This window comes from Pseudoalteromonas issachenkonii, assembly GCF_002310795.1.
Classification (GTDB): Bacteria; Pseudomonadota; Gammaproteobacteria; order Enterobacterales; family Alteromonadaceae; genus Pseudoalteromonas; species Pseudoalteromonas tetraodonis.
This window is the reverse complement of record NZ_CP011031.1, coordinates 268,858-295,407: the sequence shown is the minus strand read 5'-3', so window position 1 is coordinate 295,407 and position 26,550 is coordinate 268,858. Positions and strand designations below refer to the sequence as shown.

Here is a 26,550-nt window from a genome sequence, read left to right as displayed (position 1 = left end):
CCTACTATGTCATTTTTTCAATATCGAACTCGGTAGTTTCAACACTGCCGACGAGCGAGCCATTCTCTGTTTTAGTTATGGGCGTCTTAACGTGTAAATATTGAATCTTTTTATTCTTTTTTCCAGCGTTGTAAATTGCCTCAGCTGCATCTAATTCAGACTCTTTCTCACTACCTGCCATATTTTTAGTAATGGCTTTTGCATACTTCGTTGTGCCTTGTTGATAATATTCATCACCAATTTTCATTTTACCTAATGGGCTACTGCCCCCCTTGGCTTCAACAATAATGACATCACCATCAGCATTTTCATAAACCATATCAAAGTTACCCTTTACCGATGTAGAACTATCTAAGCTCGTTGGATGAATACGAGTATAACCAGGGTATTGTGTTTTAATCGCTGCATCAGCAGCCTTTTCGCCAATTTTGGCTGATTCATTGTTAATCTTTGGTATTTGGTCGTTATAACGTTGTGTTTCTTCTGGTGAAGCTTTTGCCTTGTGTTTATCTCGTTCGACCATTTCCTCATCACGAGTATCTACATTCTCTTTCAACGTTACAGGAAGAGAATAAACAGTCCGTTTACTGCCTGCCTTTTTAGTTGCTTTGTTAAGTTTTAACTCATTCTCAGTCAACGTTCCTGTTTCACGAGACCATTCTTCATTTACCACTTTGCCATCAATAACATGCCCACCAACAAACTGTTCAATGCTCATCGTAGTTTCAATCACTTTATCGCCTACTTCTCGTGTTAAAGTAATTTTACCGTTATCAACATCCATAGATTCGATACTGTATTCATGCTCAAGTCTGTTTTCACCATTAGGTCTTGTTACTTTAATATTACCCGTTCTGGCATCTGCTGGAGAACTGTCTTCAGCAATTTTTAATATTTTGGCTTTTGTTGCTGTATCAACGATGTCGCCTATCATCTTAGAAAGCTTTTTCACACCCTCTTTACACAATAACCCAAAAGGATCAAACCAATTAACCGGATTCGGTGCATATTGATAGTGGTTTATACCACCCACCAAACCAATTGGATCTTGGTTTATAAAGCGCTGTTGTTTGGGGCTGTAGTAGCGGTAGCGGTTGTAATGTAGGCCGCTCTCTTCATCTAAATACTGACCCTGAAAGCGTATAGGCTGAGTGAAGCTACTTTCTTTGTTAGTGCCAGACTCGGCTTCTGACTCTTCATAACCATACACATCGGCTTGGTTTTCCCATACCACTTCTACTTTGTTATTGGTAACAAAACGTGGGGTATTCAGTTGGTCTAGGTGGTAGTAGAACACCTCACCTTTTTTAATTAGCGCGACCGGGTGAAATTGGTTTGGTAGGTTGATATACCAGGTATATTCCCCATGTTGGTATTCGCCAATTAACTGGTCGTTATCCCAAATGTAGTCAATTTTACCCTGCTCGGTATGCTTGGCAATACGACGCCCCAGTGGGTCGTAATCGTATTGGGTAAGCGTGCCGTTGTTGTTAAAGCAACTTAGCTGATTAAATGCATTGTATTCGCGGCGGGTTTTTATACCTTTACCGGTTTCGCGAATTTGGTTACCAAATTCATCATAATGAAAGTCGCTGTCGCCAAAGTGGGTTAAACGGTCGGCGTCGGTGATGCCTGTAATAACATCATCATTATCACTTAAATCACTAGCTGCGGTTGCTGCACTTAAATCGTTATACTCACTATGAAGCGCGTTATTTGTGTTAGCTGACTGGTTGCTATCAACCTTATTGATGGCATCACTCTCATCATTGTGCTGAGTAGCTTGTTGTTCGGATAACTCGTTATTTTTAATTTTTGACTGGCTAACTGGGTTACCAAAGCTATCCCACTGGTATTGGGTAGTTTTTTTGTTCTCAGAACTTACTAGATTTTGTTGAATTAACTGGCCAAGGCTGTTGTACTCAAAATTAATATTATGGCTACTAACGCCTTCCTCTTTTCGCGCAATCAACTGGTTTACGCTGTCGTAATTGTACGTACAGGTATCAAATAGTGCTTGCGCAGGATGAGTTAACTGCTGCTGTGTTAAGCGGTTAAATACATCAAAATGTTGGGTAAGGGTTACATCATTACCAAATTGTTGAGTTTGAATATTGCCTTGACTGTCATAGCTAAGCGCTGCAAGTTCAACAGCCGTGCTATTGGCTTGCTCTAAGTGAATAGCACTTAGCTGGCCGAATTTATTGTAGCTATATTTAAGCGTACTTGAATCTGGCAAGGTCAGTGATTGCCTTCTGCCGTAGTCGTCGTAACTGTATTTTAAGGTGTGCGCTTGTTGCTGATTATGTACTTGCTCAGCATGCAGTAACCGCCCGCCTTTATCAAACTGCTGCTTTAAGGTTGATTGTGCATTATGCGCACGGGTAATTTTACCTTGCAAGTTATAGCTATAGTAGTTGGCGTTATTAACGATGTGAGTATCGGTTGCCAAACTTGCATGCTGCGCAATCACGCGCCCTAATTTATCACGCTCTATTTTTACATGGCGTTTATCACTTTGTGTCACCGAGGTTAACCGATTGCAAGCATCGTATTTATATTGCTGTAACGTGCCATCGAATCCAGTTACTTGCGTTGGGTTTTCGTTAGCGTCATAGCTTATGCGGTATACATGGCCGTCGCTACGTTCGATAGCGGTTAGGTTGCGCTCTTTGTCGTAAGTTAAATGCAGTGCGCTGCCATCGGGCTGAATAACACAATGTGGCTGGCTTAGCCCTTCAAAGTGTTGCTCGGTGGTATCACCCTTACTGTTTTGCGAGCTAATTAACCGCCCTGCATCATCATAACTAAAATATTGATGCTGTTTGTTTTCAGGGTCTTTTTCGTCAAAGGCAATAGTTTGCGCAAGCTGACCGTGCTCATTGTACTTATATTGAGTCAACAAACCTGCGTTATTAATGGTGGCATTTACACGGCCTAAACTGTCGTAACTGTAACGAATAAGCTCATCGTTATGGTGTTTTGCTAATAGCTCACCTTGTTCGTTCCATACAAATTTAGTGACTTGACCATCTTTATTTATGTGTTGGGTTAGCTGGCCAAATTTGTCATAGCTGTAAAGTACAGTGCGACCGTCGCCAAAGGTTTCACTTTGCAGCAAACCCGCCACACTGTATTTACGGGTTATTGTTTGACCATCAGGCAATGTGGTTAATACACGCTGACCCAATTGGTTGTAAGCAAATTTAGTGACACTGCCATCTGGCTGCGTTATTGATTCTAACTGACCGTAAGGGGTATAACTGTATTTTATTTCACTGCTGTCTGGCTTTATTTCCGTTATTTTTTGGCCTTGTGCGTTATAGCGGTAGTGCCAAACATTACCATTAGGATCGGTGTGCTTAACTAACTTACCTTGCGCGTTATGTACAAAGTGTTCTTTATGCCCACGCGAGTCTATACAGGTTGTTTCACCAGCGTCTAAATTATATTCAAACTGATACGTATAGGTGTTGTTATCGCCCCATTGTTTTATACACTTAGCACTCGATGAGTAACTGTCCCATTCAAAATGATGGCTAAAACCACTGGCACGAGTACGCTTAGTTAATAAGTTAGCGGCGTTATAGCCATAATGCTCTGTTTCACCTTGTTGATTGGTCGCGCGAACGAGGTTTTTGTTTTCATCATAATCATATTGCGCAAGTAACGGCGTTAGTAATACTGGCTTGTTGTTATCACCTGTACGATAAGCCGAAATGTTTGCCAGCAACCCTTGCGGGTTATATTTTAAAATACAGCCACGCGCTTTATTTACCTCAACGCGATGCAAGCGCTCTTTCGCATCGTAATAAAAACCAATACTTTGGCCTTTTTCGTTAATAACTTTTTCGAGCAACCATGAGTTTTCGCCAGCTTTAAACGTAAGATGCTGATCATCTGGGGTTACCAATACTTGCTTACCATTAGTTTGGTAATGCAAAGCCAAATTACTGCTTAGCTGATAGCTCGATTGCCCCGGTTTTACTTTTTCAAAACGGTGTTTAGCGCCATGCTCATCTTGGTATTCTAACCAATAGGTGCCTTTTTGTTTTGGGCCTACTTTAGGTGGCGGTAAGTAATGCTCAGTTAACTGCACCATAAAGTCATGTCGCCAACCATTACCCATTACACTGCATACATCCGCATGCGATGAACGGTATAGGCGTCGCCAAATTAATTGTTTGCTGCCTGCTAAGGTGAAGTCAATAAGCGGCAGTATTTCTTCACCTGAGAGCATAGAAACCGGATCAGAGCGGCACTCTTGTTTAGTGATAGGTTCTTCACTTGGGGTATTATTACTTGCACCGCCACTGTTTTTAGCCGGCGCTTGAGAGGCACTTTTACCTGAGGCTGTTGAACTGCTCTTACTACTTGGCTTTTTACCTGCTGCGCCGCTATTGGTGTTATCGCTTACCTGAATGGCCGACTTAGCTTTTTGGTGATAACAACTAATTTTATCTGCAACCAAAGCTTGGGTTAATACACTCGCGGTTTCACGGGCTGACGCACCGCGCGAACAGCTTATTCCTGCAAGGTTAAGCAAGTTAATAACGTCTAAACGTTTAGCGGCGTCGCTAGTAAGCGCACTGCCGACTTGCGCAATTTGACTTTTGGCACTTTCAGGCGTGTTAGCTGCTACAGCAAAAAAACCCGACGGCGCTGAACCTTTACCAGCGACGAGGCAAATTGGATAACTTATTCCTTGTAAAACAACGGTATTACTTTGCATTAGCTGTGTACTTCCTCACTTATCCATAAGTATGATGCTGCACCTTGATGCTTAGCTTGCTCCTGTGAAAGCATTAATGCATGACTAAAATGCTCAACAATTGCAGGGCTTGTGGTTAATTGGTACAAATTAACTAACCCTTCTAGTGCGCCTATTTTCCCTAATTTATAATTGGGTAGTTCGTAATATGTGTGCTCATCAATTAAGCTAGTAAGTAGCTGTAAATTGTTTAGCCAACTATCATCGTCTACCCCATTTCCTGGTGCAAAAATTAGATCTATCTTATTCTCTGTTTGTTCAGCTAGTCGCGTAAGCATACCTGCAAGCTGATTATGTTTGCTAAAATCAATAGATGCTGCAATTTCATGGCTTACCTGCGACCACCCGCAAGGCACCATTTCAACTACAGCCAACGCACCACCTACACCTTGATATACAAACTGCTGCTGTTTATTTGCTTTAAAGGTTGCATCTAAAGCAATTACATTAAATTTTTGCCATTTTTTTTCACCAGCCAAAGCTATAGCAGAGTGTGCACCTGTTGTTCCATGAAAAATCAGCTCACTGCTATGATCGGGGTATAACTGTTGTAAGCTTTGAGCTAATAACTGTTTTAGCTCATCTTGAAATGATAACGCTGGTAGTAACCAAATCATCGGCAATGTGCTGTCTGTGACTTCTGCCATTAATTCTTTAGATTTAATTATGCAATCGTAAACACATGCATCCCAAGACTGCCATTGCAACTCATTAAAAACAGCACTGTTATCGTCAAATAATAATGTGTCTACGCTGCTAATATTTGGGACAGAAAAGCATGTCATCTCGATTGAAAATGCACTCATGATGCCACCTCGTCCTGAGTTTTATTGGCAGCGAGATGTTGATAATAGCGATATAAGTTAAACACCCCTTGGCTATAGCTATCCATGGCCGATAAATAAATGGCATTAGGCACTTCATCAAGAGAGTGTCCTGCAATCAGTCGTAAACTCGACATGGCGGTTTCATATTTAGACCAGTTATGTTTTAACTGCTGCTGAAACTCTAATAGCGCGCTTTCATCACCTTGCCAAGCGAGTCGCTGGATATCGTACTCCACTAGCTGATCGAGTTTATCACCTAACATGCGTCTTATTAGCGCAATAATTAACGCGGGTTGCTCTACTTGTTGTAATAAAGAATTGGCTAAAACAATTAGTTTTACAAAACCGCTTTGTAATAAAATATGCAGTGTTTGATCAACCGATAAGGTATTACTGGCATGATTGCTTAAGCTATTTACTTGCTCAAAATTTAATGACAACAAAAATAACGACATTAAAGGTGATAGATGGGCTTGCTCACTTAATGCATCAAAAATAGCCGTTAATATCTGTGAGTCGTGGTGCTGCGCAAGGCTGGTAATTTGATTTATAGTGACCAGTGTTTGCGGGGCAATCTCTTCATCAGCACTGTAAGCAAAAAACAAGGTGTTTAAATTTAATAGCCGAATTAAGTTAAAGCTATGCTGTTGAATAACGACTTTATTTATAATGATTTTAAAAAAGGTACTCAGCGCTGGCTCATTAAGTAATTCATTTATAAATATAATATTTTTATTTTGTGGCAAGTTAGCCATGACTTCAATACATGCTTGGGCAACTAATTCATCGTTTTTGGTGTTAGTTATTATTTCGACTAGTTGCTCAGTGGTGGGCAATTCAAAGTTATTTTTTTGATTATTGTTTTTTGCGTTTACCCAGCAGCTTTCTAATAGCGTTTTTCTTAAATAACGAACATGACCTACACACGTAAACGGGCACAGTTGAGCATTACTAATTTGTAGTAATTGTGCTTGATGATCACTTAAATAGGTCGCTAGCAAAGTTAACCACCAATTAACACAGTTGGGTTGCCCACAACGATTTTTCCGCCGTGGCTACTATCATCGCCCATTCTAGCCGCAGGTTTACCATTAATTTGAACACTACCCGAGCCTGTTTTCACACTGTCTGGCGGTCCAACACACACTATCATGTCGCCTTTGCGGGCAGCGGGCATGCCACCTATTAATACATTGCCAGAGCCAGCAACTATAGGTCCGCCCACATGTGGAACTTTAGCGGTCACTTTAGGGCATACATGCATATGACCAATTGTAGCAGCGGGTTTACCCATTTTGACTCCTTGTCGTGTCTTTGTTGGTTTATGAAATGCTATTCATAAAGCGGGATAACTAATAGCTTGTTACTGGTTACCAGTAGCGAAATTTCTTCAATTAACTCATCTTTACTGTGATCAGCAAGTGCTACAGCGCTTTGAGTTGCATATTGATATAAGTTTGAAATTACATTTTCACTATTAAGTGCATCACTTAAATGAATAAAAAACTGCTGAGCATAATAGCCATTCATGGCTTTTAAATGACTTAAAGCTGGGCTTAGTAATGGATCGTCTGGCCTGTTTATCGGTAAACACACTAAATGCGGTAAACCATAACGGCAGTAAACAACGTGCCCGTTATTTGCAATGCCGTTTCTAAATCCTGATTGAAAGTTATTGACTATTTCCATCATTAATTTAACTTAATTACACCAGCAGATAAGGTAATGGCACTGCCATCTACTTTTACATTACTGCCTTTAATATCAATGTTTGTACCTTCAATAGTAATATTACCACTACTGCTCATTTTAATTTGCGCAGAGCCTGTTTTAATCACTATTTCGTCACCGGCTTCAATATTAAGTGTTTTACCGACTTTTAAGGTGTCATTTTCACCCATTTCAGCAACACGGTTAGCTGTGACTTTGAGATTATCGTTATTAAGGATTTCAACATTACGGTCGTTATCTATTTTTTCGTTTTGATCGTTTTTAACGTAAAGCTGTTTATCTTTTTCGGCTTGCATATACACAAGCTCGCTGCCTTTTTTATCCTCAAAACGTAATTCATTAAAATTATCTGCCCCACCTTCTTTAGTTGAGCGGGTTTTAATACCACTTTGCGTTTTTTCGCCAGGTAATGCGTACGGAGGCATTAGGTCTGCGTTATAAACAGCACCGCTTATTATAGGTTGATCTGGGTCGCCATTAATAAAGTCGACGAGTACTTCTTGACCTACGCGGGGAAAGAAAAAGGCGCCCCACTTTTTGCCAGCCCAGTTTTGTGCAACTCGGATCCAGCATGAACTTTTAGAGTCTTTTTTACCTTCACGATCCCAATCAAATTGCACCTTAACGCGGCCATATTGGTCAATCATAATTTCATCGGCGCTATCACCCGTTACTAGGGCTGTTTGTACGCCGTTGATAACCGGTTTCTTTTTGCTCACTTGCGCTCTGTATGGAATGTCTTTTGGCACACATTCAAAGTGGTTAGAATACACTTCTTCACTCGATGCCTGTGCAGCGCCTGATTGGTTTGGTACCACAATCGACGTCATCATCGAGGTGATAGCAAAGGTTTTACCTTCAAGGCGTGGGTCTTCATGTTTTTTGAAACTAAACAGTTTACCAACAGAGAATGAGCGGCAGTCACTGCGCCCGCTCGAGAGCTTCATGTCTCTTTGCAGTGACTCTAGTTGAACTGATGCCAAATTAGCCGCGCGGGGATGACACTCTGCTTCAGCTGTATATTCAAAAATTTCTGATACCGATTGGGTCGGTAATTCTGCGTTTGCTTGCTCTGCATCAGGGTAACGTGATGGCTGTTTAAAATCGTAGCCCAAACGTTTGAAACTACCTGGCGCTAAGCTTAATCCGCCCTGCCAACGCGAAACATGAGACTCACTTAAATGGCCAGTTGAATGAACAACTTTAGCCTCACCACACATTTCATATGCGGTAATATCATCTGCTAAAACTAATGTATGATTACTTTTTGTATGCTCAAAGAAGTAAAAAATCCCCTCGCTTTGTAATAAGCGTTGGATAAAGTCAAAATCTGACTCTTGGTATTGCACACAGTATTCGTATTTGGGGTAGGTTTTACTGGTTTTATCTGAAAAAGCCACATTGTGTTGGCCAAACAAATCAGCAAATATATCTTTAATTGTTTTCTTTTGGAAAATGCGACTGTTTTTACGATTACGCATAGAAGCGGCAAAAGGTACAATGGTAGCTTGATAATCAATGTAATTTTTTTGCTCATCAACATCCGCCGTACGGCTTCCGTTAGAAACAAGCTGACTCACAATACCGTGATAATAACGCTCTCCGCCACCCTCGGCATTTTTTACCTTGATAGAAACAGGCTTGCCAACCAGATCTTCATGTGCAATTTGTTGGCCTATGGTGTACATATTGACCGACATAACAAACAAATCTGACATGGCTTCTTGCGCAACGAAGCGTGTTAAATAAAGGGCGTCTTTACCAACAGGAGTACTAATTTGAATTACGTTTTTATCTTGTGTTGCTTTTTGCATTCCTTGCTTTTCCCATCCTGAAGATCAAAAAAAGCCCTGGGCAAAGCCCAGAGCTACAATCGGGTAACAAATATTACATTTGTTGACCTTTAACACCGCTGTAACCATATACAAGTGGTGCAGTGATGTTGTTTTGGTCGTCAGTAGGTGTAACAGTCATCATCATTTCAGTGTAGCTGATAGTGATTGTTTCAATTGGACGGTCGTTTTGAACTGATACTGAGTAGCTAGAGATCATGGCATCTGTAAGTTCGATTTTCATGATTTCTTCAACTTTATCACCTTGTTTAGTGATATGGAAAACAGCAGGTAGACCTTTACCAATAGTTGCTTCTTTGAAAAGATCCGGAGATGCTTTATCTTGAAGTTTAGTAATAGTCACATCGCCTAAACGAGTAGAGCTAGATTCACGATCCATCGCCGTACCAGTCGCTGCGCTAATTTCACGGCTAACGTTCCAATCTAAAGATAAAACTGTAATTAAATCTTTGAAAGACTCAGCAGTAGTTTCGCCTTTGATTGAACCGTATTTTAAATATGTATTTGCTTGCATTTGATAATGCTCCTTTTTATTAAACAATATTATCCATTATGTGGATTCGTTTACTTTGGTTACCCAAAATTCCTTGAAATCATTATCTTTAAAACAGCAATGAAAAGGTCTTCAGAATTCCTTTCCCTAGATGAAGACAATGTCTCAAAAATTCCTTGTTTCTATATAAGACACACGAATTATAATGCCCTAAAACTAAAGAAACAACCTTAAAAACAAGTTATTTTGAATTAACTTTAGTTAATTCAACATCGAACTCATTATCTTTAATTAACAATGAGATAGATGTTACTTTTTCACCTTCAACCATGCTTGAAAGCAAGATCTCAGACAATAGAGGTAGTACTTTATTCTGTAATATGGTGTGAATATTTCGTGCACCCGATCCGGCATTTTGACAATTTGCAATAATGTGCTCAATCACATCATCGTTATACGTTAATTGCGCATCATAGTGCTTTTTAACACGCTTAATTATTTTACTAATTTGCAACGCAGCAATCTGGGTAAGAATTTCATCACTTAACGGAATATATGGAATAACGTTAATTCGTCCTAAAAATGCAGGCTTAAATGCCCCTAATAAATCATCTTGTAATGCTTTTAATAAGCCTTTAATACTTGGCTTACTTTCTTCATCTTCAAATAAGCTCATTGTGGTATCAGTACCCACATTTGAGGTCATAATAATGATGGTATTTTTAAAGTCGATATCTCGGCCTTCACCGTCTTTTATGGTGCCTTTATCGAATACTTGATAGAAAATATCTTGCACGCCAGGATGCGCTTTTTCCATTTCATCAAGTAGCACTACACTGTATGGTTTTCTTCTTACTGCTTCGGTTAAAATACCGCCTTCGCCATAACCAACATAACCTGGAGGTGAGCCAAGTAGTAATGACACTTTATGCTCTTCTTTAAACTCAGACATGTTGATAACCGTTACGTTATCTTCACTGCCATACACTTCTTGTGCTAGTGAAAGTGCGGTCTCTGTTTTACCCACTCCGCTTGGGCCTGCCAGCATAAATATACCATTAGGGCGACTTTCATCTGCAAGCTGAGCACGGGAGGTTTGTACTACTTTAGACATAAGTTCAAGCGCATGATCTTGGCCAACTACGCGTTGTTTCATTTGCTCAGCTAAATTTAAAATGCCATGAATTTCGTCTTCATGCATTTTACCAACAGGAATACCAGTCCAATCAGAAATAACCTGTGCAATCAACTCTTCATCAACTTGCCAATGCACCATATTATGTTCGTACGAGGCTAGCTTAAGCTTGCTTTCTTTTAACTGCTCAAGTACTTCAACAGAAGAGTCTGCATCGTTGGTGTTAATCGATTCAAGCGCTTGGTTTAATTCTGCAACGATGCCTTTTTCAACGTTGAACTGCTCATTTAATGGTTCAAGTTGCTGTTCAATCTCAACTAGTTCAGATTTAAGTGCTGATAATTGTTCGCTGTGATCTAAACCGGTTTTTTGCTCACGATTTAACATTAAAACTTGCGCTTCAATTTCACTAAGTCTATTCATTAACTGCTCAATCGCATTAGGTGTCGATGCTTGGCTCATAGCAACGCGTGCACAGGCTGTATCTAGTAGAGCAACGGCTTTGTCTGGTAGTTGTCTAGCAGTAATGTATCTGTGTGATAAATGGACCGCACTTTCAAGTGCTTGCTCTGAAATAAACACTTTATGATGCTTTTCCATAACAGGAACTAAACCACGTAGCATAGCAACCGCTTTTTCTGGCGTTGGCTCTTCAACCTTTACCACTTGGAAACGACGTGTTAGTGCAGCATCCTTTTCAAAAAACTTTTTATATTCAGCCCACGTTGTTGCTGCAATTGTACGTAATTCCCCTCTTGCTAAAGCAGGTTTTAGTAAGTTAGCCGCATCGTTTTGACCCGCTTGTCCGCCACTACCAATCATAGTGTGAGCTTCATCGATAAAAAGAATCACAGGGTCAACAGCGTTTTTAACTTCGTTAATTAACGACTTTAAGCGATTTTCAAACTCACCTTTCATGCCCGCACCTGCTTGAAGCAAAGCCAAATCTAGGCTGTGCAACTTAACGTTTTGTAATACTGCAGGTACGTCTTTTTGGGCAATTCTTAGGGCAAGTCCTTCAACCACAGCGGTTTTACCTACACCCGCTTCACCCGTTAGGATTGGGTTGTTTTGACGACGTCTAGTTAAAATATCAACCATTTGACGTATTTCAAAATCACGACCTAGAATAGGGTCTATTTTCCCCGCTTTTGCTTGAGCGGTTAAATCAACTGTAAATTGATCTAAGCTTGGTGTTTTAGATGAACCATTTGCAGGTGTTGTAGCACTTGCAGTGCTGGTATTACGTTCTTGCGATTGGGCAACAATTTCAGGCCATGCGTGTAACAGTTGTCCAGGTTCTATATTATTGAAAAGCTTACTACAACGCGTTACTAAACTAGACAAGGTATCATCTTTTGTTAGCGTGTAAATAACGTAAGCACTACGAATTTGCTCATCGGTGAACTCAATACTGGTACTTAACCATGACTGCCTTAATAAGGTAGTCACATGCACTGATAGGCTAGGCGATGAATCACTGCCCGTTTTAAATGACTCTAGTGATTGGTTTAAATCTTGCTTTACCTGATCAATATCAATATCGAAAGAACCGAATATGAGTCTAACATCGTCTAGTTGCTGCTCAATCATAGCTAACAACCAATGCTCTAATTCAACCGTAAAATGGCTGCGGCTATTACATATTGCAACAGCTGCCTCTAAGCTTTTTCTACAATCTGGACTTAGTTTTTCAACTAATTTATTTAATGTCATCGTTGACATACGCTGTTCCTTTTAATTTTTAATTATCCTTTAAACGATAACTTAATAGGGTTAAATTTAGGGGTGTTTTTACTCGCCATTAAAAAGCTATTAGCGCCAAGTTGGCATTCCCGTTTAGACAACTGCACCGCATCAAGTTGTTGAAAATCTGATTCGATGATAAGTCGAAATGAAATCGCATTGCCCGCATAATCTTTTACAATCTTTGTAGCTAACTCAAATAACTTGCCTTTCGGTAACAAGGATTTTGCTTTATCAATATCAGTAGTGCTGATATGAATCTCAATATTAGAAGAAATATCCCATATCTTTTTACCTATTACGGTATCAACGCCTAAGCGAGCATGTTGTCCCTCATATAGGCGCTCACTTGCTAAACAAGTTTGTTCTTGTGGTTTCAGATCATGCCACTTTCCTACCATTTGTTTGATAACAACATCACAACCAAGGTAAGAGCTCAATACACTTTTTAAATCAAAAGCGTTGCGAATTTTTCGGCTATAAAGGCCTGAAAAGTGCAACTGATGATCATTGTAGCCGCCACTTAAAAGTCCCAATATTTGTGTATATGGGTCTTTGTTTTTATCTTTGTTCACATGATTTAAAGACGGCTTATATTTTTTCCACGCTCGATAATATAAAGACACCAAACGATGATTAAACATATCGTAAAAGTCACGCATGGTGGTATCTTTATAGCGAAGACGCTGCATCACCAGCTCGCTGTAAAATTGGGGTAAAGCACCTGAGCAACCCGTTAATCCCATAAAAGAGATCTGCATGTTGACTTTATGCAACCCATCTTCAAAGCTAGCTTGCTCTAATTTTGTGATAGCGTTACCTGGGTAACCAAATTTTTGTGTTGCGGTAAATTTAATTAACTCTTGCTTTGGGCTACTGTCATACCCTACATAGCGATATTCTAAGCCATGCTTTTTAAGCTGGTTTTCAATAATGAAAACAGCTTTATAAAAATCAACTTGTGACGCTTGAGAAATAATATGCTGGATCATATTAACGGGCTTTCCCCAACTCGGGCAGGCCATTGATAATACACTTGCTCTTGTTCTTTGAGCCTTAAACTAACACGCGTGAAACTATTGATTGCCGCAAATTGTGCAAAGAAATGATCGAGGATAGAAGCAAAGAAAAACATACCACTTCCCGAAAAATCATCATTGGCAAAGGTAATTTCTATTTCGCTTCCCGTTGCGAAGCTTACTCGTCCTTTTTGTACGACACGCGCCGTTGCTGGTTCTACAATCACGCGGTAAATATTATCGATAAGGCCTTTTGTTTGCGGTGAAGCTCTAAAGTCATACAGCCGTAACACTTCTTTAAGCTTGTTACATGCATCATCTCCACTAAACGCATCAAGGGTTAAATGATTAACTAATTGCCAACGAGTTGCATCGGCTAATATCGGTCTAACTGCATGAGTAAATGGGATTAAACAACGTATTTTTTTAATTACATCGCCACGTTCAGGCATTAAAAGCCCGAGTTCATCATCTCCAAAGGGCATGCTTGCAGGAAGGTTTCGATTACTGCAATTAGCACGTACTGTTAATACCGTGTTCCCTTCAGCATAATCCATAGCGCTATTTTCAAATCGTGCATCTACTAATGATAGAAACGATTCCGTACCTGACTCAACATAGCCACCGGCCCATGAGGCGGTTTCTCTGCGGATGTGCCAAAATAAATCATCATGGCCTTGGTATCGTGGATGAGTCTGCCCATAAAAAGGACACACTATTTGTTTGTTCCCTTTGTGATCAAACGCAATAACTTCTGAGATACCAATCACCTCTGAGATTTCAGAGTCCATATAGCGTGGTGTTAATTGGTATTCGTATTCACTCAGCTCTGGGCGAATCGGTTCTAGTTCTTGCTCAAACATATTGATAATGGGTGTACATCCCATTAAAAACATATTTTTGTCTACTTGCTTTTCAAGCTCGGTTGACTCTGAATCAAGGTAAATATACACACTGCATTTGTTAGACTTTTTAGGCAGTGATGAACGAATATTTTCAAGCTCAACAAAGCGAAACTTTTCCGGAAAGGTAAAGTTTTCCACCAGTAACCGATAACCAGCACTTGAGCGCTGCGAATAGGGCACCACCGCTTCATTTGCATCAAAGCCTACGGCTTTTAACTGGTTTTTAGAAAGGTACTTTATACCCTCTTCACCATTATCAAAAGCAATACCAATAGCGTGTTTAAATAATAGTTCATACACTTTAAGCGTATGATGCCATTGGCCATTTATAAATAATCGTAATTTTTCCAGCCCGGTTTCAGCTAATGATACACCCGGATATTCACCGGTTAGCTCAAGTTTGAAAATTGACTTAGCTTTTTCATGCCAACGAGGCTTAGGGGCAACAAACGGACTATTATCAAATTGGGCACTTGTGATCTCAACCGGCCATAAATAAGTTTCGTAACAGGTTTGAAACTTACATTGCTTCATCGACTCAACATTGGTTTCTACTTCACTGCCTCTTGGAATGACCACACCCGTGGTGGACAGATTTTCAGCTTCTAATTTTACCACCGACATAGAAGGGATAGGCGCTTGGTAGTCTGGCAGCATCTGTCCCAATAGAGCATCAGTTAGCTCAGGAAAGCTGTCATCGAGTTTTTGCCTAATATTAGCAGTTAAAAATGCGAACGATTCGATTAGTCTAGATACATGAGGGTCTTCAATATGGTCATCGCTTAACTTTAATCGCCCAGCAACTTTAGGGTACTTTTCAGAAAAGTCTTTACCCATGTGGCGAACAAACGCTAGTTCGCGGTTGTAGTACTTTAATAACTCATCGTTCATAAAGAGGCCTCAATAATCTTCATACCTAAATTAACCGGCTCAACTTCAGAATCAAAGCTAATAAATTCAGGTTCTGGATCGGCATACAACAAGGCGTTAATCCTTAGGTTTAATACTCTGTTCACGGGTACTTCATCATCGGTAAACACTTCTACCTCAATAAACCGCGGTTCAAATTTTAAAATTGTATTTCTTACGGTTTCGCATAAAAGTGCACGCCCTTCGTGTGAGCTTACAGACATACTCGAAAAGTCAGGCAAACCATATGATAAACAAGAAGTCGACAACTCAGCATATTGTGATGGCCAGGTATGCCACTGAATTCGAGCATTTAGCAGCGCTTCTATGTCTCTACGCACATTTTTTCTCAGCTCACTAATGCTGATCCCCTCAGTACGAGAAGGTGCATCTTGAAAGTCAGGCTCATCGTCAATGAGCCTATCTAAAATAGATGCTTGGAGTTGCTGCTTATGTTCAATCATAATCGTTTATTGCACTTACTCTGCTGTTTCAACGGCGTTGATTTTTAGACTGGGAATAGTGATTGCTTCATCGTTGACAAATAACATTTTCATTCCTTTACCTACAATAAACTCATCTTGTAGCTCATCCCAATCAGAAACCTGACCTAACTTTTCCAGCTCAGTATTTGAGTTTGCATAAACCAGCGGTAAATGTGCCGTGCCTGACGGACCGTCTTTGATAGTGATCTCAACACGTAACCAGATGCTCTCTAATAAAGACGCTACAGGTTCTACTTTTAATGTTTCAATTTCATTAAAGTTTGCAAGATAAAACTCGCCATTCGTGCCTAGCACTTCCAAATATGGGCTTAAGCTATCATCTAAATCTCTAATTGCTGAATGCTCATCATCAACGCTTTCAAGACGAAGCGCTTCCATTTGTTTTGCAAGCGTTGCCGCTTCAGATGTTTCGCCTTCAAGTAGGGCTACGTGCATTTTTAAGAACAAGGTGTCTAGCTCATTAGCTTCATGAAAGAGTTTAGGAATGCCCTTACCTTGATAAAAATCTACACGCGATTGTTGTGCGCGAATTAAATGCCTAAGATTAACCGCACCTACAGCAAATTCAGGGTTCTTTTGCACCATAAAATCTAGCTGTTTATCTGCTTTTTCAAGTTCACCGTTAATGCAAAGTAATTCAGAATAAAGACTTCTAATATCAAAATTTAAAGGCTCATCTTGCAACTCTGTAGCGCAACATAATAAAGCATCAGCAAGTTTTCCCTCGCGAATTAAACTGTGTATTTTCTTCATGACTATTCCTTTATTTTATGATGAGGACTGAGCTCTGTTATTAACTTAATACTCGAGACCATTTGGTCTAACTGAAAATGGGGCTGTAACTGCAAAACCGAAAAGTAATGACCCGGATTAGCCTTGTTTTCACTTACTTTTATTTTTGCATTACTGAGTGGGTATTTACTTCTAATGTGCTCAGACGCAGAGTCTGACGCGGTTGTGTAGTTATTGATCCACGCTTGTAAATCTCTTTCACAGGCCTGTGCTGTGCTATAAGAACCAACACGATCTCGGGCCAATAATTTTAAATAGTGCGCAAAGCGCGATACACATAAAATGTATTGCAACATAGACGATAAGCGCGCATTGATATTAGCAGCGCTTGAGTCGTAATTTTTTGTCTTTTGAACCGACGCATTACTGTAAAAAACAATATGTTCGGTATTTGTGACCGAAGAGGCTGGGATAAAACCGAGTTCAGAAAATTGCTTTTCAAACTTACTAGTTACTAACAAATCCAGTGGCGGCTTGGCTTCTTTTTGATAAGTATCATTAGCAAAACTATCGCGAGCTAGCCCTGTGACTAAGCCTTTTGACACTTTCCCTGGCTCTATACCACGTATATGCCCAAACCAGCCGCTATCGCAGTAAGCTCTGATTATTGTTGATACAAATTGATAGGCTGCATTCCCCCAAAGCATATCTGTTTCTGGATTAATAATTTGTTCTTTAAAATAGAATTCTTGATGCCGCTTGCCATCATTAGCATAAGGCGGCCTAACTAGCACATGAGGGAGTGTAAAACCCATGAATCTAGCTTCTTCCATTTTTCTAAAGCTTTGCCATTTTATATATTCAGGTTGCTCAAAATGATTAAATAAATCAGAGTAATAACCTAAATCTGAAAAGCTATCAGCGCCAAATAAGTTAGCCGATGCCGAACATATAAAAGGAGAAAATGCGGCGGCAGCCGTTCTTGACACTTCTTTAATCGTATCTATATCGTTGTAAATAGTGCCCGCTGAGCAACCATTACTAATTTCATAATCACCAATCACAATACCAAAGGGCTCGCCGCCGGCACTGTCAAATTCGTTTTGATAGAGTAATTGAAAAAACGTACTTTGATCGAAATCTATCGCTTTATTTACGTCTTTTGAGAGCGTTGGCCAGTCACAATTAAGCAATTTAACTTTTACTTTTTTTTCTTTGTCTTGTTGCTCTGTTTGTAATAATAGCCACCATAGATTTCGCCAACTAGCTTCTAAATTTTGAAAGCTTTTTGCATGAATTATATGATTGAGTTGTGCAGAAATCAGTTGATCGAGTTCAATGATCACACGCTGTAAATAAGGACTCAATGACTCCTTATTCCAAGAAAGTGGAGAATCAGAAGAGCCTTCAAGCCATAATAATAACGCTTTATCTAGGTTTTTTTCGTTCAAAAACCTATCGAGTAAAGCGTCATTATCACTTATTCGAGACTGCGACTTTTGTTGAAAAGTGAAGTCTTGATTGATAAATGAAAACTCTTCGTGATTCATTCTATTGCATCATCCTTAATGCGAGAGAGCGGTATTATTAACCGATCTCTGGGATTTTAGCTACAAGGCGTAAAGAAGAAGTAAGCTCTTCCATTTGTAACCAAGGTTTAAGCCAAGCAACAGCGTTATAAGCACCAGGTTGTCCTGGGATCTCTTTTACAGATACTTTCGCATCAGCAAGAGGGTAACGTGCTCGAATATCTTGACCACCGCCCTCTGTCGCATTTACATAAGACAGGATCCAACGGTTTAACCATGATTCAACGTCTTCGGCTTCCATAAAGCTACCAATTTTATCGCGCGCCATTACTTTAAGGTAATGAGCAAAACGAGAAGTCGCCATTAAGTAAGGTAAGCGTGCTGAAATGGCAGCATTAGCAGTTGCATCAGGTGTTGAGTAGATTTTTGGTTTTTGACAGCTTTGGCCACCAAAGAAAACAGCATAATCAGTGTTTTTATAGTGACATAAAGGCAAGAAACCTAATTGGCTTAGCTCAGCCTCACGACGGTCTGTAATGCCAATTTCTGTTGGACATTTAAGATCTGGATCGCCATCATCACTTGTAAATATGTGCGTTGGTAAGCCTTCTACTTTACCACCACCCTCTGCGCCACGAATAGCAGTACAGAAGCCGTATTGAGAGAAAGCAGCGGTCATGTTTGTTGCCATAGCGTATGCGGCATTACTCCAACAGTAATCACTATTATCAGTGCTGACTGAACGGCCATCTTTCGCTTCAACTTCAAATTCTTCGTAGTTAAATTCTTCAACTGGTTTTGACGCTGCACCATAAGGTAAACGCGAAAGGAAACGCGGCATAGTAAGTGATACAAAGCGTGAATCATCGCTGTCTCTAAATGAACGCCATTTAGTGTATTCTAGTGATTCAAACACTTTTTCTAAATCACGTGGCTTAGTTAATTCTTCCCAATTATCAAAGCCAAATAACGACGGTGATGATGCGGCAATAAATGGACAGAAACCAGCGGCTGCAACATTAGACATTAAACTTAATGTTTCAACATCTTCTGGGTGATTCGTAAATTCAAAGTCACCTACAATCGTGCCATACGGTTCACCACCTGGGGTACCAAATTCTGACTCATATATTTTCTTAAAGGTTTGGCTTTGATCAAACTCAACAGCTTTACTTAAGTCTTTATGCAGCTCTTTCTTTTTCATGTTTAAAACACGAATTTTTAATGTAGAGCTAGTTTCAGAATTCATCACTAAGTGATGTAATCCACGCCATGAGCCTTCAAGCTTTTGAAACTCATCCGTGTGCATTACGACACTTAACTGCTTTGAGATTTTTTGATCGATTAATTGAATTGCTTCATTAAACGTCACAGTCATGTTTTTGTTCCATTGAACTGTGCCTTTTAATGCTTCTTCAGTTAACGTTTTCAGTAACTCTTCAGCACGGCTTGACTCTGTTTGTTTAGTCGCACCAATTGCTTGCTCTAAAAGTGAAGAACTAACTTCTGCTACTGATTCTGATTCTGTTGCTAATTGTTCAGTGCTCATTTATCAGTCTCCTCTAAGTTAAGTTCTTTCGCCATCGAATCTAAGCTTGCTGTATTACTTAAAACTTCTTCTAGTACGTTTTCAAGTTCTTCTGAGCGGTCAATCTTCGTCATCAAGTCACGAAGCTTGTTACGCGTTTCCATCAATTTGCGTAACGGCTCTACTTGATTTACAACGGCTGCAGGCTCGAAATCGTCAATCGATTTGAAGTTCAAGTTAACTTCAAACTGAGAACCATCATCCGTTAATGTGTTGTCTACTTTTAAACGTAGAGATGGGCTCATACGCTTTAAAACATCATTAAAGTTATCACGATCAATTTGAATAAAACGTCTATCTTTTAGTGGCTTAAGCGCTTCTGTATTATCACCAGAAAAATCGCCCATTACACCCACTACAAAGGGTAATTCTTTTTTTACTGCCGCGCCCTCAGTTTCCACATCATAAGTGATATGTACTCTAGGTTTACGAACTCGTTTTAACTTATCATGGATACTCATTGAGAACTCCTTTTACTATGTTTCAGTTTCGCTGATCTTAATGCCAGACAACTTAAAGTATCCAGTCCTAGCATCACTATCTGTAATTAACTCATTTAATAACTCAGGTAGCGATAATTCGCTCCATCGAATAACTTGTTCTATTGTGTAAGACATTGGTGAATGAGGTTCAGTCTTTCTGAAAAAAGTCGCAATTTCTTGAAGTTTTTTAATTGCGTTTTCTCTTGAATTAATCTCATCACTGCTAAGCTTTTTAGGTTGCTCTGAGTCAGCTTGAATCGCATCCTCAACGAGTTCCTCTTCAGGCTCAGCGTTAGCTTTATCTAGTGCAGTTTGCGCTGCTTCAAGCTTATCTGCTGCTACGTGTTTTACCGCCGCTAAGCTCACTTCTAATGCTTGTTTGATGTTAGACGTCGGTTGTGGCTCACCTGTCACCTCATCCATAACTTCGCTCAAGGCAGCAAACTGCTCTATCGCATCTTCAATATCGTTTTTTAAAGACACAAAAAATTCGGTACTGGTCTCAGCGGCACTTTTTTCTAATTGCTCAAAATCAACTGCGCCTTGGGCTATTTTCTTTTCGCGCTTTTCATCATTTAAACGCGAAATATCATACCCTTGCTGATACTCCCAAAAAGAAAAAGGATCCATACTGACACTGTCTGTCATATAAATGCTTTTTATTGGGATGATCAACGTGCCTTCACCGGCGGTACCATTTAAGCCAACTAAGGCAGATACTTTGTCTGAAATTTCATCACCGTCATCAAGTGTTGGATAAAGGGATTCAAAATGGTGTTCAAGCAAATACTTGGCAACGCGAAAACCAAACGCTATTCCTTTAAACCCGTGAACGCGGCATAAACCTTCAATTAGCCATGCAAGGTATTCAATATCCTTGCTTTCGCTTTTAACTGCCTCACTGCATTGTTCAAGTAATGGCAGCCAATCTCGCGAAAGTGAAGCAATTCCCTCTTCATCGACTAAGGCATTTCTTTCAGCCGCACGAAGTTGGTTTCTTAAATCTTTTAAGGCATAGTAAGTAGACGTTGGAGAGACGTCTGAGCGCGGATCAATACCTGCAAACTCAGCATCTGAAATAGGGGAAATATACTCTTCAAATAAAAACATTCCATTGTCCTAAATATTATCCATGTGCTCTAAGAAGCAAAGCGGAAATTATATTACATTCTTTAAATTAAATTACAAGCCTTGACGCTATTATGCCGATAAGCTGGCTAATGTTATTTTATAAATAATTGAAATAACAGTTTTTTTGTTCCTGATTTATTTACAACTTTTTTTCTTGATTATACTAAAACAGGCTTAATCAGCTACTTAGTGAACAATGGAATCGTTGCCTCATCTTGCAAATTGCAAGATTGTATCGATTGATTGGCATCCACATCATCATATTTTACTAAAATACAGGTCACGTTATCTTTGGCTCCTCTGACTAACGAAGAATGCATTAACGCCATTCCTGAATCAATAATACTAGAGGGCTCTAATGACAAACATATTTCTTCATCTGATAACTCGCCAGTAAGACCATCTGAGCACAGTAAAAATATATCGCCTGTGTTTATATCCCCTTCAACAACATCAACTTTTACTTCATCCATTACCCCTACGGCACGGGTAATTACATTAGATAGTGGATGATTTTTAGCTTCTTCAACAGAAATCATTCCTTCATCTATTAAGTCGTTAACTTGGCTATGATCTCTAGAAACTTGAGTCAACTTACTATTGCGCAACAAATAAGCTCTGCTATCGCCAACCCATAAAATGTAATAGCGCTCATTTTTAACAAACAAAGCTGTCACCGTGCTGCCCGCTGTTTTGTTGCTTAAGTATTGCGCGCTATATTCAGTTAATTGTTTATTTGCATCTTCAATGGCTTTAATAATGTCACTGACGTTTAAATCTTCTAGTTTAAACTTTTCAACATGGGTTCTTATAACATCAACAACTAATTGGCTGGCAACTTCACCCGCTTCATGTCCTCCCATACCATCAGCTACTACCCATAAATTATGGCTGTTAATTTCTACATGCGCGTCTTCGTTAAGTTGCCTAACAGCACCTCGGTGGGTAATGGCATAACTTGAGCTTAAATTATTAATCACTATTTTTTACCTGTGTAAAATTCCATTCCCAATGTTTCCATCGTCCATCTAGCATAGCGGCCACTTGATTTACAGGCGGTAGAGCCGAAGTGATCAACACCATAGGCTTAATATTGCATGAGCCATGAGTCCACCAAACACTGTAATCACCATACTTTTTATATAAAATGGCATGCATGGCATCTTGTAAAATGTGATCACTTAATTCGGTACCAGAAAACTCCAATGCTGTAGCCTGTTTATTCTTATCTAGCGAGTTTGCAAAACTAACTTGCTTTTTAGTTGAAGTAATTTCGCTCAAAGTATTAGCTAACTCTTTGCGCCAAGAAAATAAATCAACGGAGCCATCAAGTACTTTGAGTACTGCATCTTCGTACTCCAACGAAAAAACACCAGAATGAAGCACATCGACAGGAGCAATATGTGTTGTTCGCGTTACCGTGAGAGGATAATGCCTCCCCACAGCATCCATACTTGGCAATAACGTGCCCATAACGCCAGTATCACCCACAATATTTGGGCTTAAGGCAAAATGCCAAACGGGACCTGTTAAATAGTTTTCTTGCCAAACATCACCAAGCTGTTCTTTACTTACAGCAATGGCAGCCTGAAGCCATTGCTCCCAATGCTCTGAAAACTCTTTAGTAACATTATCTTGAACAAAGTCGCCTAAACAAGGGACTTTGCCAAGATAACCAATATCTACAATCGGGTCGGACATGAGAACTTCTCTACACTGCTATTCCAAAAAGGATGCCTGATTGAACTCGGCAATAATTCTACTTTTGCATTGTTACCCATTAGTGAGAAATGCAGCTCTAAGTCTTCTCGCGTTTTACTTCGCTTTTCACTCAGTTCATCTAACATTCTGTATAGTGACCACTCACCTTGGTAGGTGGTGTTAATTGAACGCCCACCATTTGGTGGAGTAAACACCACTCGAGTTTTGCTTTGACCACTTGCACCAGGCCAAACAAAATTGGTCACCTTAAGCGGACCATGACGATAAATCATAGATTGGCCATCAATTTCAATCATGAAGCTTGAGACCGTTTTGTCTAATTTAAAGGTACGCAAGCCAAACTCAATTCTTGGAGTATTACTACCACGGTCAAAAAATGCGGTTTGAATTTTGTAAGCATGCTCGAACATTTTTAACGTGTTGTTGCTAATACCGATATCTTTTTCAAACTTCCAAGGGGTTGAGCTCATGTCCACACTCGGGGCTACGTAGCTATTGAAAAAGTTGTCTATGGTGCCATTAGGACCAAAGAAGCGGGTAAAGTCTTTAATGCTGACTTCTTTTTCAGCCTGCGGAGCAAATGGGTAACGGCCCACAATCGCCGCGTTATACTCGCGTAAAACTTTACTTTTCCAAATTTCATTTAGATGCCTGTTAGCACTATTTTTGGTTATGTTGCTAGTATCTCTACTAATATCCAGTAACCAACTATTAAATGGATAAGGTAAGTCGCTGCTTTGATACTCTAATTGGCGAATAAAGCTAGGTTTACTCTTACCGCTTATTTGATCTTTAATGGAGTACTTAAGCTGATCGCCTCTATCAAGCTTGGTTAAATAAATATTTAACTCTCTTAAATTTTTCTGAATATTATCAAGTTGCTGAACATCAATATCAATAATATCTTCAAAGGCTTCTTCTACTTGGTAACCTGGTAGATCAATTTCAAATTTTGGAGCTTCATCAGGTAAAAAGCGCTTAATTCGATTTGCTTTAGTTTGCATAGCGACTTTAGCGGCATTGGCTGCCACATCACCAGCTACTTTTTGATTTTCAGATACTGGTAGTTTAGTAAGCTGAACATTCTTTTTCACCGCATTGATGATATTTTTAATCGGTGCTTCAGAGCCTGCTAGTACATCAGTAATATTGACGCCTTCAGCGGGTGAGCTGTATTGATTAAGACTCAAGTCATCTAAAAATGACTGCCAATAATAAATATAATCTTGGAAATAGCGCTGCTCTAGTTTCTTCTCTATCTCCGCTTTAGAAATATCGTAAGTTCCTGAGGCTTCTTGCCCGTAAACCCAGCTACTAGCCATTAAGTTGCCAAGCATTTTTCCTTTTTCAATATTAAAAATGCCATGAAAACCATTAAAAGTGTACAACCCTGGAATGCTTCGCGTTAAGTCGCCGTTATTACGAAAAGTAAACTTTTGTGCACTTTCAAAGCTAATAATATCGGTTAGTCTGAAAGGCGGAATACTACTATCGAGAAAATCAGCTTGAAGACGCTGGTATGCTCTTTCCGCAATCGGTAGTTTAGTTAACTCTGCACGTGCAACTCGCACAGCTTGGTTATCTATTTCGGTTTGCGTGATTCCCTCATTGAGTAAAGCTGAAATATGATTCATTAACTCACCACGCGTTTGCATATTCAAATCACCGGGTAAGTTTCTGTCTAAATAAGCACTGAACCACACCACAATATCTTCACTTTCAAAGTATTCAGGTTTAAACAACATTAAGTAACACTTTAGCGTTTCATATAAATAGCTTAAGTGTTCTGGATGCGCTTCCATTTCCTTAATTAAAGTATTAGCAACAAATGGCTCTAAATACGTTTGTAAAGAACGCTTGTAAGCATTAGTAGAAGATTCTTTAATTTCGGTTAACTTATTAAAACCAACTGATGAAGCATCCTCAGGGTTAATGAGCTCAGGGTTAGTAGCAGGTAGATTTCTCAGTGCATTTAGTCTGTCGTTCAACACCAATAAATTATTTCTATCAAACGAAGAGGCATCGAGCTCTTGGTAAGTAGTAATTGCCTCATCGGTGGCGTCTATTAAGTTGCTATTCCATGCAAAACTAAAGTACCACGAAACTGAAAAACCTAATAAAGCAACACACGCAGCTGAAATACTTGCAACGCGAAGCCATTTATTTTGCTTATCATGATGTTTGTTAGTGCTTGCTAAGTTTTGCTCAGGAAAAATAACACTTTCTAAAACATTCTTAATAAAGAAACTTTTAGATTGATTTATGTAATCTGTTTTCCCTGCGCTCGCATCATTTAAAAAGCTTGACGGTGTCCCTTCTTGCGTCGCACTGGTTAAGTACACCCCTCTGAACATGGGTAATTCTTCATAGGCATTGGGGGTGAAAATTTCTTTTAAAAAGTCATCACCTACGCCCTGCAATACCCGTAACTGTCGAGGGAATTCAAAAATCTTGGCACGAATAGCTTCGTTTCGCTCATTGATAAGCCGACGATTTAACATCTCTGTAAGCTTAGAAATTAAAGCATGGAACTCTTTATTGAACGCATCTACCTGAGTATCTTTATCTAAATCAAGTTCGAAGGTAATTCCCCAAACCTGCTCACATTCTTCTTCAGTTAGCTCAGCAAAAAACTCTCTAAAGCCTTCAATTAAATCAACTTTAGAAAAAATAACATAAACAGGAAATGTCATCCCTAGTTGGTTTTGTAATTCTTGAAGACGCTGTTTTATAGCACGAGCATGTAGGTTTCGCTCAGTTTTGGTCTGGCTCATTAGCTCAGAAATACCCATGCTGATCATCACGCCATTAATAGGACGTAACGGGCGATGCTTTCTTAATAACCCTAAAAAACCTTCCCATGCTCTTGAGTCATGTTTTGCGTGGCTACTTTGTGTTGTGTAACGCCCTGCGGTATCAATTAATACCGCTTTATTGGTAAACCACCAGTCACAATTACGGGTACCGCCTACACCATGAACTAAGTCAACGCCTAGCTTATCTTTTAATGGATAATCGAGGCCTGAGTTATGAATAACCGTTGTTTTACCTGCACCCGGAGGGCCAATCATAATATACCAAGGTAACTGATATATATTTTTACCTTTAAATAGCTTTACATCTTTTAGTAAATCTATAGCTTCATTCATTCTCGTTTTAAGAGTAGTAATTTCTTCGTTTACTTCACTACTATTGGCATCATTGTTATCAATTAACTCATCTGCCATTTTTTCATCGCGCTTATTTTGCTGCATAAGACGATAAATTTTGGTCACTGAAAAAACTAATAATACCAATAAAATAGTTAATAATCGTGATGCTACACCTGCAAGCGGTACATAGTCTGCCACTGCGATTAAAGGGCCACCAAACCAAATTAATAATGATAAGGCTAAAAAGCCGATAATTAATATAGCGGTTCGTGATGTTAGTGCGTAGGTTATTTTTTTAAATTTTTGTGAGAAACTCATT

The 26,550-nt window shown here is 39.5% G+C and carries 19 protein-coding genes; all 19 read right to left on the bottom strand.

The annotated features are described in order from the left end of the window. Nucleotides 1-4: 4 nt before the first annotated feature. The 19 genes from PISS_RS16970 to tssM all read right to left on the bottom strand — a co-directional run bounded on the left by PISS_RS16970 (nt 5) and on the right by tssM (nt 26,549). Nucleotides 5-4,732, bottom strand: a complete 4,728-nt coding sequence (locus tag PISS_RS16970) for an RHS repeat-associated core domain-containing protein (RefSeq protein ID WP_244175300.1) — start codon at nt 4,730-4,732, stop codon at nt 5-7. Continuing rightward, nucleotides 4,732-5,577 (bottom strand): hypothetical protein, encoded by an 846-nt coding sequence (locus PISS_RS16965; protein ID WP_058155801.1) that lies wholly within the window; start codon nt 5,575-5,577, stop codon nt 4,732-4,734. Before PISS_RS16965 ends, PISS_RS16970 begins: the two co-directional genes overlap by 1 nt. Further along, complete coding sequence (locus PISS_RS16960) at nt 5,574-6,599, bottom strand: hypothetical protein (RefSeq protein WP_058155799.1); 1,026 nt, start codon at nt 6,597-6,599, stop codon at nt 5,574-5,576. Before PISS_RS16960 ends, PISS_RS16965 begins: the two co-directional genes overlap by 4 nt. 2 nt (nt 6,600-6,601) lie before the next feature. Continuing rightward, nucleotides 6,602-6,892, bottom strand: coding sequence for a PAAR domain-containing protein (locus tag PISS_RS16955; RefSeq protein WP_058155797.1), 291 nt, complete (start codon nt 6,890-6,892; stop codon nt 6,602-6,604). Between the two features lie 38 nt (nt 6,893-6,930). Next, the gene (locus PISS_RS16950) at nt 6,931-7,290 is read right to left on the bottom strand and encodes a hypothetical protein (RefSeq protein ID WP_036955207.1); all 360 of its coding nucleotides are present in this window, start codon (nt 7,288-7,290) and stop codon (nt 6,931-6,933) included. After that, entirely contained in the window at nt 7,290-9,143 is a 1,854-nt protein-coding gene (gene tssI, locus PISS_RS16945; RefSeq protein WP_058155795.1) for a type VI secretion system tip protein TssI/VgrG, read from the bottom strand. The genes PISS_RS16950 and tssI overlap by 1 nt, the downstream gene beginning before the upstream one ends. A gap of 73 nt (nt 9,144-9,216) precedes the next feature. Continuing rightward, nucleotides 9,217-9,696, bottom strand: coding sequence for an Hcp family type VI secretion system effector (locus PISS_RS16940; protein ID WP_013462973.1), 480 nt, complete (start codon nt 9,694-9,696; stop codon nt 9,217-9,219). Nucleotides 9,697-9,916: 220 nt separating this feature from the next. Further along, on the bottom strand, nt 9,917-12,535 hold the full coding sequence (tssH, locus tag PISS_RS16935; protein WP_058155793.1) for a type VI secretion system ATPase TssH: 2,619 nt from the start codon (nt 12,533-12,535) through the stop codon (nt 9,917-9,919). Between the two features lie 23 nt (nt 12,536-12,558). Beyond that, the gene (gene tssG / locus PISS_RS16930; RefSeq protein WP_033102982.1) at nt 12,559-13,548 is read right to left on the bottom strand and encodes a type VI secretion system baseplate subunit TssG; all 990 of its coding nucleotides are present in this window, start codon (nt 13,546-13,548) and stop codon (nt 12,559-12,561) included. Beyond that, nucleotides 13,545-15,371, bottom strand: coding sequence for a type VI secretion system baseplate subunit TssF (gene tssF / locus PISS_RS16925; RefSeq protein ID WP_013462970.1), 1,827 nt, complete (start codon nt 15,369-15,371; stop codon nt 13,545-13,547). The genes tssG and tssF overlap by 4 nt, the downstream gene beginning before the upstream one ends. After that, nucleotides 15,368-15,853 (bottom strand): type VI secretion system baseplate subunit TssE, encoded by a 486-nt coding sequence (gene tssE, locus PISS_RS16920; protein ID WP_013462969.1) that lies wholly within the window; start codon nt 15,851-15,853, stop codon nt 15,368-15,370. The genes tssF and tssE overlap by 4 nt, the downstream gene beginning before the upstream one ends. A gap of 15 nt (nt 15,854-15,868) precedes the next feature. Next, nucleotides 15,869-16,648 carry a type VI secretion system accessory protein TagJ gene (locus PISS_RS16915; protein WP_024602744.1) on the bottom strand — a complete coding sequence of 260 codons (780 nt, stop codon included), beginning with the start codon at nt 16,646-16,648 and terminating at the stop codon, nt 15,869-15,871. Nucleotides 16,649-16,650: 2 nt separating this feature from the next. Beyond that, nucleotides 16,651-18,177: a type VI secretion system contractile sheath large subunit gene (tssC, locus tag PISS_RS16910; protein ID WP_028834236.1), complete on the bottom strand. Its 1,527-nt coding sequence runs from the start codon at nt 18,175-18,177 to the stop codon at nt 16,651-16,653. 37 nt (nt 18,178-18,214) lie between these two features. Beyond that, complete coding sequence (gene tssC / locus PISS_RS16905) at nt 18,215-19,705, bottom strand: type VI secretion system contractile sheath large subunit (RefSeq protein WP_013462966.1); 1,491 nt, start codon at nt 19,703-19,705, stop codon at nt 18,215-18,217. Then, a complete protein-coding gene (gene tssB, locus PISS_RS16900; RefSeq protein ID WP_010389380.1) occupies nt 19,702-20,205 on the bottom strand; it encodes a type VI secretion system contractile sheath small subunit in 504 nt (167 codons plus the stop codon). Before tssB ends, tssC (PISS_RS16905) begins: the two co-directional genes overlap by 4 nt. 15 nt (nt 20,206-20,220) lie before the next feature. After that, complete coding sequence (tssA, locus tag PISS_RS16895) at nt 20,221-21,336, bottom strand: type VI secretion system protein TssA (protein WP_024602746.1); 1,116 nt, start codon at nt 21,334-21,336, stop codon at nt 20,221-20,223. A 203-nt stretch (nt 21,337-21,539) separates the two neighbouring features. Continuing rightward, nucleotides 21,540-22,337, bottom strand: coding sequence for a PP2C family protein-serine/threonine phosphatase (locus PISS_RS16890; protein ID WP_058155791.1), 798 nt, complete (start codon nt 22,335-22,337; stop codon nt 21,540-21,542). Further along, nucleotides 22,330-23,058 (bottom strand): type VI secretion system-associated protein TagF, encoded by a 729-nt coding sequence (gene tagF / locus PISS_RS16885; protein ID WP_024602748.1) that lies wholly within the window; start codon nt 23,056-23,058, stop codon nt 22,330-22,332. Before tagF ends, PISS_RS16890 begins: the two co-directional genes overlap by 8 nt. Further along, nucleotides 23,040-26,549 carry a type VI secretion system membrane subunit TssM gene (tssM, locus tag PISS_RS16880; protein WP_058155789.1) on the bottom strand — a complete coding sequence of 1,170 codons (3,510 nt, stop codon included), beginning with the start codon at nt 26,547-26,549 and terminating at the stop codon, nt 23,040-23,042. The genes tagF and tssM overlap by 19 nt, the downstream gene beginning before the upstream one ends. Nucleotide 26,550 lies beyond the last annotated feature (1 nt).